Origin of the sequence: Caloramator fervidus (assembly GCF_900108045.1) — a bacterium.
Classification (GTDB): Bacteria; Bacillota; Clostridia; order Clostridiales; family Caloramatoraceae; genus Caloramator; species Caloramator fervidus.
In genome coordinates, this window is the sequence record NZ_FNUK01000030.1 from 1 (window position 1) to 15,588 (window position 15,588).

A 15,588-nucleotide genomic window follows, 5' to 3' on the forward strand; every position below is an offset into this window, starting at 1 on the left:
GAAAAGAAGAAGACAGTAGTAACAGGAGTAGAAATGTTCAGAAAGGTTCTTGATGTAGCAGAAGCAGGAGACAACATAGGAGCATTATTAAGAGGAATTAACAGAGATGAAATAGAAAGAGGTCAAGTTCTTGCGAAGCCAGGAACAGTAAACCCACACAAGAAATTTGAAGGACAGGTATACGTATTAAAGAAGGAAGAAGGAGGAAGACATACTCCATTCTTCAACGGATACAGACCACAATTCTACTTCAGAACAACAGACGTTACAGGAACAATTAAGTTACCAGAAGGCGTAGAAATGTGCATGCCAGGCGACCACGTAACAATGGAAGTAGAACTTATAACACCAATAGCAATGGAAGAAGGATTAAGATTTGCTATAAGAGAAGGTGGAAGAACAGTAGGCGCTGGCGTTGTTTCTAAGATTATTGAATAATTATTAGTCGGAGGTCGAAGGTCGGAAGTCACCCTTTCGATGGCGACTTCCGCTTTTATTTGTAATTATATTGACATTAAAATACATTTATGATAATGTAAAAAAGAAGTGTGCAATTAAGCTGTGGCATTTCGCTAAGATTAGGAGGTGTAAGGAATGAGGGTTAAAATTACACTAGCGTGCCAAGAATGCAAACAAAGAAATTATCATACAACAAAGAATAAGAAAAATGACCCAGACAGATTAGAACTTAGAAAATACTGCAGATTTTGCAGAAAACACACAATTCATAAGGAAACAAAGTAATTCTTTTATGTTAATAAGGATGTGAATTTTTTATGTCTGCAGGGGTTAAAGTTGATAAAATGGCAGAAAATAAATTATTAAAATATTTTAAAGAGTTAAAAGCCGAATTTAAAAAGATTACTTGGCCTGAAAGAAGAGAGATAGTAAATACTACAGGCATTGTTTTAGCCACGCTTTCTATATTTACTGTGTTAATTTGGATTATGGATTCAGTTTTTGGATTTGTGCTTAAGAAAATATTAGAATATATAAGATAAAGGAGGGAGGGACCCTCAGGTCCCTTAAACTATGGCGGACAAGGCAAGATGGTATGTTATTCACACATATTCTGGATATGAGAATAAAGTAAAAGCAAACTTAGAAAAAACAATAGAGAATAGAAATCTTCACAACCTTATTTTAGATATTCAGATTCCTATGGAAGAGGTTGTTGAAGAAAAAAATGGAGTAACTAAGATTGTTCAAAGAAAGAAGTATCCAGGATATGTTTTAGTTAAAATGATTATGACAGATGAATCATGGTATGTGGTAAGAAATACAAGAGGTGTTACAGGTTTTGTCGGACCTGGATCAAAGCCTGTTCCTTTGACTGATGAGGAAGTTGAGGCTATGGGAATAGTGGAGCCAGTTGTGGATATTGATATTGAAGTTGGCGAAAATGTAAAGATCGTAAAAGGTCCGCTAGTAGGTTTTGTAGCTCAAATTCAAGAAATTAACAAAGAAAAGAGAAAGATTAAAGCTCTGGTTAACATGTTCGGAAGGGAGACCCCTGTCGAACTTGATTTCAACCAGGTTGAAAAAATATTATAATGTTCAATTTAAGGAGGTGCTAAAATATGGCAAAGAAGGTAGTAGGTATTGTTAAGCTTCAATTGCCAGCAGGAAAAGCTACACCAGCTCCACCAGTTGGTCCAGCTTTTGGTCCATATGGTATAAACATTATGCAATTCTGTAAAGAATTTAATGCAAAAACTGAAAAACAAGCAGGTCTTATAATACCTGTTGTTTGCACAATTTATGCGGATAGATCATTTAGCTTCGTATTAAAGACACCACCAGCTTCAGTTCTATTAAAGAAGGCTGCTGGAATTGAAAGCGGTTCACCAGTTCCAAACAAGCAAAAGGTTGGAAAAGTAACAATTGATCAAGTAAGAGAAATAGCAGAACTTAAGATGCCAGACTTAAATGCTGCATCATTAGAAGCTGCTATAAGCATGATTAAAGGAACAGCTAGAAGCATGGGTATAGAAGTTGTAGAATAATTCACGCTACGGCGTGGGAGGTAAAAACCGTTAATACCACGAGGAGGGATAAAGATGAAAAGAGGAAAGAAATACTTAGAAGCAGCAAAGTTAGTTGACAGAAATACTCTTTATACACCAAAAGAAGCAATGGAGCTTGCTGTTCAAACGGCAAAGGCTAATTTTGATGAAACTATAGAAGCTCACGTAAGACTTGGGGTTGACCCAAGACATGCTGATCAACAAGTTAGAGGTGCTGTAGTTCTTCCACATGGAACAGGTAAAAAGGTTAAAGTACTTGTGTTTGCAAAGGGAGAAAAAGCAAAGGAAGCAGAAGCAGCAGGTGCAGATTATGTAGGTGCTGAAGAGCTTGTTGATAAGATTCAAAGAGAAAACTGGTTTGATTATGATGTTGTAGTTGCAACTCCAGACATGATGGGAGTTGTTGGTAGATTAGGTAAGATTCTTGGTCCAAGAGGATTAATGCCAAACCCAAAATCAGGAACAGTTACATTTGATGTTGCTAAGGCAATAGCAGAAATAAAGGCTGGTAAGGTTGAATACAGAGTTGATAAGACAGGTATAATTCACGTTCCAATTGGAAAGAAGTCCTTTGGTCCAGAAAAGCTAGTTGAAAACTTCCATACATTAATGGAAGCTATAATAAAGGCAAAACCAGCTGCAGCCAAGGGACAATATATAAAGAGTGTTGTTGTTTCAAGCACAATGGGACCTGGAATTAAGATAAATCCTTTAAAAGTTCTTGAATAATATTGACAACGTTATTATATGATGTTATAATATAAACGTTGTAAATTGAATAAGGAAACAAACCGTAGACAGTAGGTGCCGAAAGGCGTAACGGGGTATCCCAACCTACCGAGGTTTTAGATAGGATATTTAGGCCTCTCTATGTCTACGGAGAGGCCTTTTATATTTGTAAAAGGCCTCATGAATAAAGGGCAAGGAGGTGCACAAAGTGGGCAACAGAGAAATCAAGGAAGCAAAAGTAAGAGAGCTTGTTGAAAAGTTTAAAAAGGCACAAGCTATAATTTTAACATCATATAAAGGATTAACTGTTGCAGAAGACACTGAGCTTCGTAAAAAGATGAGAGAAGCTGGCGTTGAATACAAGGTAGTTAAGAACACATTGACATTAAGAGCAGCAAAGGAAGTTGGCTTTGATGCAATAGAAAGCTACCTTGAAGGTCCAGTTGCTCTTGCAATCAGCTATGATGATCCAACAGCACCAGCAAGAATACTTGCTCAATTTGCTGAAGATCATAAGGCTATTGAGCTAAAAGCAGGTATTGTTCAAGGACAATTATTTGATACTGCTAAAGTTAAAGAACTTTCAAAGATTCCACCAAAAGAAGTTCTTCTTGCAAAATTCCTTGGAAGCATCAAGTCTCCAGTTGCGAAGTTTGTTTATGTGCTTGATGCTATTAGAAAACAAAAAGAAGAAGCTAATGCATAATTAATAAAAATTTTAATGGAGGTGTTTGTAAATGACAATACAAGAAATTATTCAAGCTATAGAAAATATGACTGTTCTTGAATTAAATGAATTAGTAAAAGCATGTGAAGAAAAGTTTGGTGTAAGCGCTGCAGCTCCAGTTGCAGTAGCTGGTGCAGTAGCAGGTGCAGCAGCTCCAGCAGCTGAAGAAAAGACTGAATTTGATGTAATACTTGCAAATGCTGGTTCAGAAAAGGTAAAGGTTATCAAGGTTGTAAGAGAAATAACAGGTCTTGGATTAAAGGAAGCAAAGGAACTTGTAGATGGTGCTCCAAAGACATTAAAAGAAGGCGTAAGCAAGGAAGAAGCAGAACAAATCAAAGCAAAGCTTGCTGAAGTTGGAGCAACTGTTGAAATTAAGTAATTTAGTTTTTAAAAAGCGCTGGCTTAAGCCAGCGCTTTGCATTTTTTGAATATTTTCTTGACAGCTTGAATTTATTGTGATAGTATAATAAAATGCATGAATAATGGGATTTTATTGTTTTTTTAAAGGAATATATTGTATAATTTGAAGGCTAATAGTTAAAACTATTAAAATGGAGTTTTAAGGTGCTGCATTTATCTTAAGCAAGGGGTGAGATTTAATGGTGCATCCTATAAAAGTGGGAAGAAGAACCCGAATGAGCTTTGGCAAAATCAAAGAAGTAATCGATATGCCGCTTCTTATTGAAGTTCAGCTCAATTCTTACAAGTGGTTTCTCGAAGAAGGTCTAAAAGAGGTTTTTGAAGACGTAAATCCTATAACTGACTACACAGGGAATCTAATTCTTGAGTTTATAGATTATAGATTAGATTATGATAATATAAAGTATACCGTTGAAGAGTGCAAAGAAAGAGATGCTACATATGCAGCTCCGTTAAAGGTAAAGGTTAGATTGGTAAATAAGGAAACGGGAGAAGTTAAAGAACAGGAAGTTTATATGGGAGATTTCCCATTAATGACTGAACAAGGAACGTTTGTTATAAATGGAGCAGAAAGGGTTATAGTAAGCCAGCTCGTAAGATCTCCAGGGGTTTACTATGCTGAAACTATAGACAGATCCGGCAAAAAGCTCTACTCATCTACGGTTATCCCAAATAGAGGTGCGTGGATTGAGTATGAAACTGACTCTAATGATGTTTTATATGTAAGATTGGATAGAACGAGAAAATTGCCTTTAACTGTTTTTATAAGAGCTTTAATGGAAGTTGGATCAGATCATGAAATAATACACCTTTTTGGCGAAGATGAACATATAAGGGCTACAATTGAAAAGGATAGCACAAAGACAAAAGAGGATGCCCTTTTAGAAATATATAAAAGATTAAGACCAGGTGAACCACCTACAGTTGAAAGTGCTAAGGCTCTTTTAGAGGGATTATTCTTTGATCCAAAGAGATATGATTTGTCAAAGGTTGGTAGATATAAGTTTAATAAAAAGCTATCTTTAGCAAATAGAATTGTAAATCAAATAGCTGCTCATACTATTGCTCATCCTCTTACTGGTGAAATTTTAATAGAAGAAGGACAAAAAATAGATAGGGAAAAAGCTCAATTAATTCAGCATAGCGGTGTAAACGTAGTTGAAGTTTTGATTGAGGGAAAACCAGTAAGAGTTATAGGAAATAATTTTGTAGATATAACAAAATTAGGATTGCCTTATGATTTAAGCGATTTAAATATAAAGGAACTTGTTCACTTCCCAACATTAAAAGAAATACTTGACGAATTTGACAACGAGGATGATATAAAAGATGCCATAAGGCAGAGAATGAATCAACTTATTCCAAAACATATTATAAAAGATGATATATTTGCTACTATAAATTACTGCTTAAATTTATCTTATGGAATAGGTTATGTTGATGATATAGACCACCTTGGAAATAGAAGGGTAAGGTCAGTTGGAGAGCTTTTACAAAATCAATTTAGAATAGGTCTTTCCAGAATGGAAAGAGTTATAAAGGAAAGAATGACTATTCAGGACCTTGAATCAGCAACGCCACAGCAACTTATAAATACAAGACCAGTTGTTGCTGCTATTAAGGAATTCTTTGGTTCATCACAGCTTACACAATTTATGGACCAAACTAATCCGCTTTCAGAGCTTACTCATAAAAGGCGTCTTTCTGCGTTAGGTCCTGGTGGTCTTTCAAGAGAAAGAGCAGGATTTGAAGTTAGAGACGTTCACCATTCACACTACGGAAGAATGTGTCCTATAGAAACTCCAGAAGGACCAAACATAGGTCTTATAAACTCACTTGCTACTTATGCAAGGGTTAATGAATATGGTTTTATAGAAGCTCCTTATAGAGTGGTTGATAAAAAGGAAGGAAGAGTTACGGATCAAGTTGTATATCTTACAGCAGATGAAGAAGACCAATATATAATAGCTCAGGCAAACGAACCTCTTGATGAGGAAGGAAGATTCATAGATAAAAGGGTTACAGCAAGAGCTAAGAAGGATATAGTTGTTGTATCACCCCATGAAGTTGACCTTATGGATGTTTCACCAAAGCAAATTGTATCGGTTGCAACTGCTATGATTCCGTTCCTTGAAAACGACGACGCAAACAGAGCCCTTATGGGTTCTAACATGCAGCGTCAGGCTGTTCCACTTATAAAGACTGAAGCACCTATTGTAGGAACGGGTATAGAACATAAGGCAGCAAAGGACTCAGGGGTTATTCCTCTTGCGAAATCAGATGGAACTGTTGTTAAGGTAACTGCTGATTATATTCAAATAAAGAGAGATGAGGATGGAAAGATTGAGACATATAAATTATTAAAATTTAAACGTTCTAACCAAGGAACATGTATAAATCAAAGGCCTATAGTAAATGAAGGTGATAGAGTAAAAGCAGGAGATATAATTGCTGATGGACCATCAATTGATCAAGGTGAAATAGCACTTGGAAAGAACATACTAATAGGATTTATGACTTGGGAAGGATATAACTACGAGGACGCTATATTGATTTCAGAAGAACTTGTTATGAATGATGTGTTTACATCAATACACATAGAAGAATATGAATGTGAAGCAAGAGATACGAAGCTTGGACCAGAAGAAATTACAAGGGATATACCAAATGTTGGTGAAGACGCTTTAAAAGACCTTGATGAAAGAGGAATAATAAGAATAGGTGCTGAAGTTAGAGCAGGGGATATACTAGTTGGTAAAGTAACTCCAAAAGGAGAAACAGAGCTTACTGCAGAAGAAAGGCTTTTAAGAGCTATATTTGGTGAAAAAGCAAGGGAAGTTAGAGATACATCTTTAAGGCTTCCACATGGAGAATCTGGTATTGTTGTTGATGTTAAGATATTTACAAGAGAAAATGGAGATGAGCTCCCACCAGGAGTTAATGAACTCGTAAGAGTTTATATAGCTCAAAAGAGAAAGATATCCGTTGGTGACAAGATGGCAGGACGTCATGGAAATAAGGGTGTTATATCAAGGGTTCTTCCAATTGAAGATATGCCATATTTGCCAGATGGAACGCCACTACAAATAGTTCTAAATCCTCTTGGAGTTCCATCACGTATGAACATAGGTCAGGTTCTTGAAGTTCACCTTGGAAGAGCTGCAAAGAAACTTGGATGGTATGTTGCAACTCCTGTATTTGATGGTGCAACAGAGAAGGATATAAGAGAATGCCTAATTCAAGCAGGATACGACCCAGATGGAAAGACAATACTTTATGATGGTAGAACAGGAGAACCTTTTGAAAATAGAGTAACAGTAGGATATATGTATATGTTAAAACTTGCCCATCTTGTTGATGATAAGATACATGCTCGTTCAACAGGACCATACTCACTTGTTACTCAACAGCCTCTTGGTGGTAAGGCACAATTTGGTGGTCAAAGATTTGGTGAGATGGAAGTTTGGGCTATAGAAGCATATGGTGCGGCTCATATGTTGCAAGAGCTATTAACTGTTAAGTCCGACGATGTTGTTGGTCGTGTTAAGACATATGAGGCAATAGTTAAAGGTGAAAATATACCAGAACCAGGAATTCCTGAATCCTTTAAAGTTCTTATTAAAGAACTTCAGTCATTGTGTCTTGATGTTAAAGTTCTTGGTGAAGATAACCAAGAAGTTACTATTAAGGAAGATGTTGATTACGATGAAGAATACGATGAAATGCAAGCTACAATGGAAATAAGAGATGATGTCGCAATGCCATCAACAACTACTGAGGAAGAATATAGTGAAGAGTATAATGAAGATGATATGGATTTTGGAATGGAAGATTATATAGAAGAAGATTTAGGTTTATTTGATGAAGATATGGGTTTTGATGATGAAGAATAATTTATGAAGGGAGGCTGTGCCCTTGTTTGAATTAAATAATTTTGACGCCATACAAATTAGCCTTGCTTCTCCTGAAAAGATTAGAGAGTGGTCAAAGGGGGAAGTAAAAAAGCCTGAAACTATAAATTACAGAACTTTAAAACCTGAAAAGGATGGTCTTTTCTGTGAGAGAATATTTGGACCTGTTAAAGACTGGGAATGCCATTGTGGTAAATATAAAAGAGTAAGGTATAAAGGTATAGTTTGTGATAGATGTGGTGTTGAAGTTACTAAGTCTAAGGTAAGACGTGAGAGGATGGGGCACATTGAGCTTGCTGCCCCAGTATCTCACATCTGGTATTTTAAAGGAATTCCTTCAAGGATGGGGCTTATACTTGATATGTCTCCAAGAGCTCTAGAAAAGGTGCTTTACTTTGCATCATATGTGGTAATTGACCCAGGTCAAACAGGGCTTGTTAAAAAGCAACTTTTAACTGAAAAGGAATATAGAGAAGCAATAGAAAAGTATGGAGAAGGTTCATTTAAAGCAGGAATGGGAGCAGAGGCTATAAGGGAACTTTTAAAGGAGATAGATCTTGATGCGTTATCAAAGGAATTAAAAGCAGAACTAGAGAACAGCACAGGTCAAAAGAGGGTAAGAATAATAAGAAGGCTTGAAGTTGTTGAAGCTTTTAGAAAGTCAGGAAATAGGCCAGAATGGATGATATTAGAGGTTTTACCAGTTATTCCTCCAGATTTAAGACCTATGGTTCAATTAGATGGAGGAAGATTTGCAACATCAGACCTTAATGATCTTTACAGAAGGGTTATAAATAGAAATAACAGATTGAAAAAGCTTCTTGATCTTGGAGCTCCTGATATAATAGTTAGAAATGAAAAGAGAATGCTTCAAGAAGCAGTGGATGCTCTTATAGATAACGGAAGAAGAGGAAGACCAGTTACTGGTCCTGGAAATAGACCTTTAAAATCTCTTTCAGACATGCTTAAGGGTAAGCAGGGAAGATTCCGTCAAAACCTACTTGGAAAGCGTGTTGACTATTCAGGACGTTCTGTTATAGTTGTAGGACCAGAGCTTAAAATGTATCAATGTGGTCTTCCAAAAGAAATGGCTTTAGAATTGTTTAAGCCATTTGTTATGAAAAGATTAGTTGAAAAAGGAATAGCTCATAATATAAAGAATGCTAAGAAAATGGTTGAAAGGGTAAATCCACAAGTTTGGGATATACTAGAGGAAGTTATACAAGATCATCCTGTTCTTTTAAACCGTGCTCCAACCCTTCATAGACTTGGAATTCAGGCCTTCCAACCAGTTTTAGTTGAAGGTAGAGCAATAAAGCTTCATCCTCTTGTATGTACAGCTTATAACGCAGACTTTGACGGAGACCAGATGGCGGTTCACGTTCCACTATCAGTTGAAGCACAAGCAGAAGCAAGATTTTTAATGCTTGCAGCCCACAACATACTAAAGCCATCAGATGGAAAACCAGTTACAGTTCCAACACAGGATATGGTATTAGGTTCATATTATTTAACTATAGAAAAGGAAGGAGAACCAGGAGAAGGAAAATACTTCTCATGTCCTGAAGAGGCCCTTATGGCTTATCAGTTAAAGGAAATAGGATTACATGCAAAGATTAATGTAAAAGTTACTAAGGAGATAAATGGACAAAAAGTATCTAAGATAGTAAAAACAACAGTTGGTAAGATAATATTCAATGAAGCTATACCACAGGATTTAGGATTTGTAGATAGAAATGACCCAGAAAAGGTTTGTGATTATGAAATAGACTTTTTAGTTGATAAAAAAGCATTAAGTAAGATTGTTGAAAGGGTATATAAAAAGTATGGCCCAACTCAAACAGCTATAACACTTGATAAAATAAAAGCTTTAGGATTCCACTATTCAACGATTGGAGCGATAACAATTTCAGTATCAGACATGATAATACCAGAAGAAAAGGCAAAGATACTTGCAGAAGCTGATGCTCAAGTTGATAATATACAAAGACTATTCAGAAGAGGATTTATATCCGAAGAAGAAAGATATGAAAAGGTTATAGATACTTGGACAAAGGCTACAGAAGCAGTTACAGAAGCCCTTATGAATAGCCTTGATAAGTTTAATCCTATATTCATGATGGCTCATTCAGGAGCGAGAGGTTCAAAGAACCAGATAAGACAGCTTTGTGGTATGAGAGGACTTATGGCAAACCCATCAGGTAAAATTATAGAGTTGCCAATTAGATCCTCCTTCCGTGAAGGACTTAACGTTCTTGAGTTCTTTATATCAACCCACGGTGCAAGAAAAGGTCTTGCAGATACAGCTTTAAGAACTGCAGACTCAGGTTACTTAACAAGAAGACTTGTTGACGTTGCACAGGATACTGTTGTTAGAGAAGAAGACTGTGGAACAACTGAAGGTTTTTACGTAGAAGAAATTAGAGACGGAAACGAAGTAATTGAAGCGTTAAAGGATAGATTGATAGGAAGATATGCAGCTGAAGATGTTGTTCATCCAGAAACTGGAGAGGTAATAGTAAAGAGAAATGAATACATTACAGATGAAGTTTATACAAAGATTGAAAAGGCTGGAATAACAAGAGTTAAGATAAGAAGCGTATTTACATGTAAGACTAGATACGGTGTATGTGCAAAGTGCTATGGTATGAACATGGCAACAGGAGAGAGGGTAAATATAGGAGAAGCAGTAGGAATTATAGCGGCTCAATCTATCGGAGAACCTGGTACTCAGCTTACAATGAGAACCTTCCATACAGGTGGTGTTGCTGGTGCCGACATCACTCAAGGTCTTCCAAGAGTAGAAGAGCTATTTGAAGCAAGAAAACCAAAGGGACTTGCAATTCTTAGCGAAAAAGCTGGAGTTGTTAAGATTACAGAAGATAGAAAGAGAAAGATTGTAACAGTTATATCAGATGATGGAGAAGAAAAAGTTTATCCAATTCCATATGGATCAAGACTTAAAGTTTACGACGGACAAAGAATTGAAGCTGGAGAAATCTTAACAGAAGGTTCTGTAAATCCGCATGACTTATTAAGAATTAAAGGTGAAGATGCTGTAAGGGCATATCTTCTTGCAGAAGTTCAAAAGGTTTATAGACTACAAGGTGTTGACATTAATGATAAGCACCTTGAAATCATAATAAGACAAATGTTAAGAAAGGTAAAAGTAGAAGAGTCAGGAGATACTGACATGCTTCCAGGAAGTCTTGTAGATAAGTTTGAGTTTGAAGAAGAAAATCAAAAAGCAATTAAGATGGGCTTAAGGCCAGCTGTTGGAAGAACTACTTTACTTGGAATTACTAAAGCAGCATTAGCTACAGAATCCTTCCTTTCTGCTGCTTCATTCCAAGAAACAACAAGGGTTCTTACTGATGCAGCAATAAAAGGTAAGATAGATCCACTTATAGGATTGAAGGAAAATGTTATAATAGGTAAGTTAATACCTGCAGGAACAGGCATGAGAAGATACAGAAGCATTGAAATTTCAACAGAAGAACAAGAATAAAGTTAGGGGGGATTCCCCCTAACCTATACTATTGACAATATTTTATTAAGATGTTAAAATTGATTTTGTGCGTTTTATTATTTCCTCAATGAAGGTGAAAGCTTATGACTTTCATCAAAGAGGAGGATTGTTAGTATGAATAAACTTGTTGGTAAAAAGGTTGTTGGCTCTAAACAAACCGCAAAGGCTATAAAAAATGGTCAGGCTAAGATAGTTTATATTGCAGAAGATGCAGAGGCTAAGGTTACAGCTCCAATCTTAGAACTTTGCAAGCAAAACAATGTAGAGGTTGTTTTTGTTGAGACCATGAAAAAGTTAGGAACTCTTTGCGGCATAGATGTAGGAGCTGCAGCGGCATGTATATTAAATGAGTGATAAAGCATTTTTGCTTTATTTATAAATGTGTTAATTTGGAAGGAGGTGCGCACAAATGCCAACAATAAACCAGCTTGTTAGAAAGGGTAGAGAAAAGGTTAAATCAAAATCAAAATCACCAGCACTAAAGGGATGTCCACAAAAAAGAGGAGTTTGTACAGTTGTTAAGACAATGACTCCAAAGAAGCCAAACTCAGCTTTAAGAAAGATAGCAAGAGTAAGGCTTACAAATGGAATTGAAGTTACTGCATACATCCCAGGTGAAGGCCACAACTTACAAGAACACAGCGTTGTTCTTATAAGAGGTGGAAGAGTTAAGGACCTCCCAGGTGTTAGATATCATATCATAAGAGGTGCCCTTGACGCTGCTGGTGTTGCAAACAGAAAACAACAAAGATCAAAATACGGTACTAAGAGACCAAAGAAGTAATGTTTTAATGGTGCTGTGTGCAATATAAACTCCTTCGGGTTTATATAGATTGCATGGAGCACTTGACGGCATATATGCCGAGTACCGATGAGATTAAATTTGTATGTTAAGGAGGGAAGAAAAGTGCCAAGAAAGGGTAGCGTTCCAAAGAGAGAAGTTCTTCCTGATCCACTATACAACAGCAAAGTTGTAGCGAAGCTTATAAATAAGGTAATGTGGGATGGGAAGAAAAGCATAGCTCAAAAAATAGTTTATCAAGCATTTGATATAATAAGAGAAAAAACTGGAAAAGACCCACTTGAAGTTTTTGAAGCTGCAATGAACAATGTTATGCCATTGCTTGAAGTTAAAGCAAGAAGAATAGGTGGTGCAACATACCAAGTTCCAGTTGAAGTAAGACCAGACAGAAGACAATCACTTGGTATAAGATGGATAGTTGAAGCTGCAAGAAATAGAGGAGAAAAGTACATGAGAGTTAAACTTGCTAATGAAATAATTGATGCAGCAAACAATACAGGTGCAGCTGTTAAGAAGAAAGAGGATACTCATAAGATGGCAGAAGCTAACAGAGCATTTGCTCATTATAGATGGTAATTTTTACTCCCCTAAATGTGCATAACATTTAGGGGTATAGTATTAGATATGCACAAGGAAGGGAGGAGTATTTGTGCCAAGAACAATTCCTTTAGAAAAAGTAAGAAATATAGGTATAATGGCACATATTGACGCGGGTAAGACTACAACTACAGAACGTATCTTATTCTATACAGGTAAGACTCATAAGATTGGTGAAGTTCATGATGGTGCTGCTACAATGGACTGGATGGTTCAAGAGCAAGAAAGAGGTATTACAATAACTTCAGCAGCAACAACTTGTCAATGGAAAGGTCATGTAATTAACATAATTGACACACCAGGTCACGTAGACTTTACAGTAGAAGTTGAAAGATCATTAAGAGTTCTTGACGGTGCTGTTGCAGTTTTTTGTGCAAAGGGTGGAGTTGAACCACAATCTGAAACTGTTTGGAGACAGGCAGATAAATACGGTGTTCCAAGAATAGCATATGTTAACAAGATGGATATAATGGGTGCAGACTTTTTCAACGTTATTCAAATGATGAAGGACAGATTAGGAGCAAAGCCAGTTCCAATTCAGCTTCCAGTAGGAAAAGAAGATACTTTCAAAGGTGTTGTTGACCTTATAAAAAATGAAGCGATAATTTATGTTGATGACCTTGGAACACAAGCAGAGGAAACAGAAGTTCCAGAAGATATGAAGGATTTAGTTGAAGAATATAGATCACAACTTATAGAAGCTGTTGCAGAAACAGATGAAGAACTTATGATGAAATACCTTGAAGGAGAAGAACTTACAGAAGAAGAAATAAAGGCTGCTTTAAGAAAGGCTACTATAAGCGGAGAGCTTGTTCCTGTTGTTTGCGGTTCATCATACAGAAACAAGGGAGTTCAATTATTGCTTGATGCTATAGTAGAATACTTACCATCACCAGTTGATATACCACCAGTTAAAGGTATTAACCCAGATACAGGTGAAGAAGACATAAGAAAAGCAAGCGATGATGAGCCACTTGCAGCTCTTGCCTTCAAGATCATGGCAGACCCATTTGTTGGTAAACTTGCCTTTGTAAGAGTATATTCAGGTGTTCTTACAGCAGGAACATATGTTTTAAACTCAACAAAAGGAAAGAAGGAAAGAATAGGAAGACTAGTTAGAATGCACGCAAACCACAGGGAAGATGTTGAAGAAATAAGAGCAGGAGATATCGGTGCATGCGTTGGTCTTAAGGATGTTATAACAGGAGATACTCTTTGTGATCCTGAAAAACCAATAATACTTGAAAAAATGGAATTCCCAGAACCAGTTATTCACGTTGCTATAGAACCAAAGACAAAGGCTGGCCAAGAAAAGATGGCGCTTGCTTTACAAAAGCTTGCAGAAGAAGACCCATCCTTTAGAACATATACTGATCAAGAAACAGGACAAACAATAATAGCTGGTATGGGTGAGCTTCACCTTGAAATTATAGTTGACAGACTTCAAAGAGAATTTAAGGTTGAATGTAATGTTGGCAAGCCACAAGTTGCTTATAAAGAAACAATTAGAAAGCCAGTTAAGGCTGAAGGTAAGTTTGTAAGACAGTCAGGTGGTAGAGGACAATACGGTCACTGCTGGATAGAAATGATACCACAAGAAAGAGGAAAGGGATATGAATTTGTTAATAATATAGTTGGTGGTGTTATACCAAAAGAATATATACCAGCTATTGATAGCGGTATTCAAGAAGCTATGTTATCAGGTGTAGTTGCTGGATATCCAGTTGTAGACGTTAAGGTAATACTATTTGATGGTTCATACCATGAAGTTGACTCATCAGAAATGGCCTTCAAGATTGCAGGTTCAATGGCCTTCAAGAATGGTATGCAAAAGGCAGACCCAGTTTTACTTGAACCAATAATGAAGGTTGAAGTTGTTGTTCCAGAAGAATACATGGGTGATGTTATAGGTGACATCAACTCAAGAAGAGGAAGAATAGAAGGTATGGAACCAAGAGGTGGAGCACAAGTTATAAGAGCATATGTTCCACTTGCTGAAATGTTTGGTTATGCAACTGCACTAAGATCAAAGACACAAGGTAGAGGAACTTATGTAATGCAATTTGACCATTACGAAGAAGTTCCAGCAAGCATCCAAGCTCAAATAGTTGGTGCAAGAGCAAAGAATAACAACGAATAATAAAGGAGGATTGAAAAAATGGCAAAGGCGCATTTTGAGAGAACCAAGCCACACGTAAACATAGGAACGATAGGACACGTAGACCATGGTAAGACAACATTAACAGCAGCGATAACATTTGTATTATCAAAGTATGGAAGAGCACAAGCAACAAGATACGACGAAATAGATAAGGCACCAGAAGAAAAGGAAAGAGGAATAACAATCAACACAGCACACGTAGAGTATGAAACAGAAGCAAGACACTATGCACACGTAGACTGTCCAGGACACGCAGACTACGTAAAGAACATGATAACAGGGGCAGCACAAATGGACGGAGCTATACTAGTAGTTAGTGCAGCAGATGGTCCAATGCCACAAACAAGAGAGCACATACTACTTGCAAGACAGGTAGGAGTTCCATACATTGTAGTATTCTTAAACAAGGCAGACATGGTAGACGATCCAGAGCTTATAGATCTTGTAGAAATGGAAATAAGAGACCTATTAAATCAATATGAATTCCCAGGAGATGACACACCAATAGTAGTAGGATCAGCATTAAAGGCACTTGAATGTGGATGCGGAAGCAGAGATTGTCAATGGTGCGGAAAGATACTTGAACTTATGGATACAGTAGACAGCTACATTCCAACACCAGAAAGAGATAAGGATAAGCCATTCTTAATGCCAGTAGAAGACGTATTTACAATAACAGGAA

Annotated in this window: 15 protein-coding genes and 1 other annotated feature; all 15 genes read left to right on the forward strand. The window is 36.8% G+C overall.

Annotation, left to right across the window (positions count from 1 at the left end):
- Window positions 1-438 (forward strand): EF-Tu C-terminal domain-related protein (locus C4R78_RS08645; RefSeq protein WP_103896571.1); only part of this gene is annotated, 438 nt, incomplete at its 5' end.
- A 156-nt stretch (window positions 439-594) separates the two neighbouring features.
- Window positions 595-744, forward strand: coding sequence for a 50S ribosomal protein L33 (gene rpmG / locus C4R78_RS08650; protein WP_103896658.1), 150 nt, complete (start codon window positions 595-597; stop codon window positions 742-744).
- 32 nt (window positions 745-776) lie between these two features.
- On the forward strand, window positions 777-1,001 hold the full coding sequence (gene secE / locus C4R78_RS08655; protein WP_103896659.1) for a preprotein translocase subunit SecE: 225 nt from the start codon (window positions 777-779) through the stop codon (window positions 999-1,001).
- 31 nt (window positions 1,002-1,032) lie between these two features.
- Window positions 1,033-1,554 carry a transcription termination/antitermination protein NusG gene (gene nusG, locus C4R78_RS08660; RefSeq protein ID WP_103896660.1) on the forward strand — a complete coding sequence of 174 codons (522 nt, stop codon included), beginning with the start codon at window positions 1,033-1,035 and terminating at the stop codon, window positions 1,552-1,554.
- Between the two features lie 26 nt (window positions 1,555-1,580).
- Window positions 1,581-2,006, forward strand: coding sequence for a 50S ribosomal protein L11 (gene rplK, locus C4R78_RS08665; RefSeq protein WP_103896661.1), 426 nt, complete (start codon window positions 1,581-1,583; stop codon window positions 2,004-2,006).
- Window positions 2,007-2,060: 54 nt separating this feature from the next.
- Window positions 2,061-2,756: a 50S ribosomal protein L1 gene (rplA, locus tag C4R78_RS08670; protein ID WP_103896662.1), complete on the forward strand. Its 696-nt coding sequence runs from the start codon at window positions 2,061-2,063 to the stop codon at window positions 2,754-2,756.
- 44 nt (window positions 2,757-2,800) lie between these two features.
- Window positions 2,801-2,929, forward strand: a sequence feature (ribosomal protein L10 leader region).
- Window positions 2,930-2,964: 35 nt separating this feature from the next.
- Window positions 2,965-3,462 (forward strand): 50S ribosomal protein L10, encoded by a 498-nt coding sequence (gene rplJ / locus C4R78_RS08675; RefSeq protein ID WP_103896663.1) that lies wholly within the window; start codon window positions 2,965-2,967, stop codon window positions 3,460-3,462.
- A 31-nt stretch (window positions 3,463-3,493) separates the two neighbouring features.
- Window positions 3,494-3,865, forward strand: coding sequence for a 50S ribosomal protein L7/L12 (gene rplL, locus C4R78_RS08680; protein ID WP_103896664.1), 372 nt, complete (start codon window positions 3,494-3,496; stop codon window positions 3,863-3,865).
- 220 nt (window positions 3,866-4,085) lie between these two features.
- Window positions 4,086-7,799 carry a DNA-directed RNA polymerase subunit beta gene (gene rpoB / locus C4R78_RS08685; RefSeq protein WP_103896665.1) on the forward strand — a complete coding sequence of 1,238 codons (3,714 nt, stop codon included), beginning with the start codon at window positions 4,086-4,088 and terminating at the stop codon, window positions 7,797-7,799.
- A 22-nt stretch (window positions 7,800-7,821) separates the two neighbouring features.
- Window positions 7,822-11,325: a DNA-directed RNA polymerase subunit beta' gene (gene rpoC / locus C4R78_RS08690; RefSeq protein WP_103896666.1), complete on the forward strand. Its 3,504-nt coding sequence runs from the start codon at window positions 7,822-7,824 to the stop codon at window positions 11,323-11,325.
- 135 nt (window positions 11,326-11,460) lie between these two features.
- A complete protein-coding gene (locus C4R78_RS08695) occupies window positions 11,461-11,700 on the forward strand; it encodes a L7Ae/L30e/S12e/Gadd45 family ribosomal protein (protein ID WP_103896667.1) in 240 nt (79 codons plus the stop codon).
- 55 nt (window positions 11,701-11,755) lie between these two features.
- On the forward strand, window positions 11,756-12,130 hold the full coding sequence (gene rpsL / locus C4R78_RS08700) for a 30S ribosomal protein S12 (protein ID WP_103896668.1): 375 nt from the start codon (window positions 11,756-11,758) through the stop codon (window positions 12,128-12,130).
- A gap of 123 nt (window positions 12,131-12,253) precedes the next feature.
- Complete coding sequence (gene rpsG, locus C4R78_RS08705) at window positions 12,254-12,724, forward strand: 30S ribosomal protein S7 (RefSeq protein WP_103896669.1); 471 nt, start codon at window positions 12,254-12,256, stop codon at window positions 12,722-12,724.
- A gap of 73 nt (window positions 12,725-12,797) precedes the next feature.
- On the forward strand, window positions 12,798-14,885 hold the full coding sequence (gene fusA, locus C4R78_RS08710) for an elongation factor G (protein ID WP_103896670.1): 2,088 nt from the start codon (window positions 12,798-12,800) through the stop codon (window positions 14,883-14,885).
- 18 nt (window positions 14,886-14,903) lie between these two features.
- On the forward strand, window positions 14,904-15,588 hold a 685-nt coding region (locus tag C4R78_RS08715), incomplete at its 3' end, for a GTP-binding protein (RefSeq protein ID WP_146057684.1).

Excerpts from the sequence above, each read along its gene's own strand:
- rpmG (WP_103896658.1), top strand. The coding sequence starts at position 595 with ATGAGGGTTAAAATTACACTAGCGTGCCAAGAATGCAAACAAAGAAAT.
- secE (WP_103896659.1), top strand. The coding sequence starts at position 777 with ATGTCTGCAGGGGTTAAAGTTGATAAAATGGCAGAAAATAAATTATTA.
- nusG (WP_103896660.1), top strand. The coding sequence starts at position 1,033 with ATGGCGGACAAGGCAAGATGGTATGTTATTCACACATATTCTGGATAT.
- rplK (WP_103896661.1), top strand. The coding sequence starts at position 1,581 with ATGGCAAAGAAGGTAGTAGGTATTGTTAAGCTTCAATTGCCAGCAGGA.
- rplA (WP_103896662.1), top strand. The coding sequence starts at position 2,061 with ATGAAAAGAGGAAAGAAATACTTAGAAGCAGCAAAGTTAGTTGACAGA.
- rplL (WP_103896664.1), top strand. The coding sequence starts at position 3,494 with ATGACAATACAAGAAATTATTCAAGCTATAGAAAATATGACTGTTCTT.
- rpoB (WP_103896665.1), top strand. The coding sequence starts at position 4,086 with ATGGTGCATCCTATAAAAGTGGGAAGAAGAACCCGAATGAGCTTTGGC.
- C4R78_RS08695 (WP_103896667.1), top strand. The coding sequence starts at position 11,461 with ATGAATAAACTTGTTGGTAAAAAGGTTGTTGGCTCTAAACAAACCGCA.
- rpsL (WP_103896668.1), top strand. The coding sequence starts at position 11,756 with ATGCCAACAATAAACCAGCTTGTTAGAAAGGGTAGAGAAAAGGTTAAA.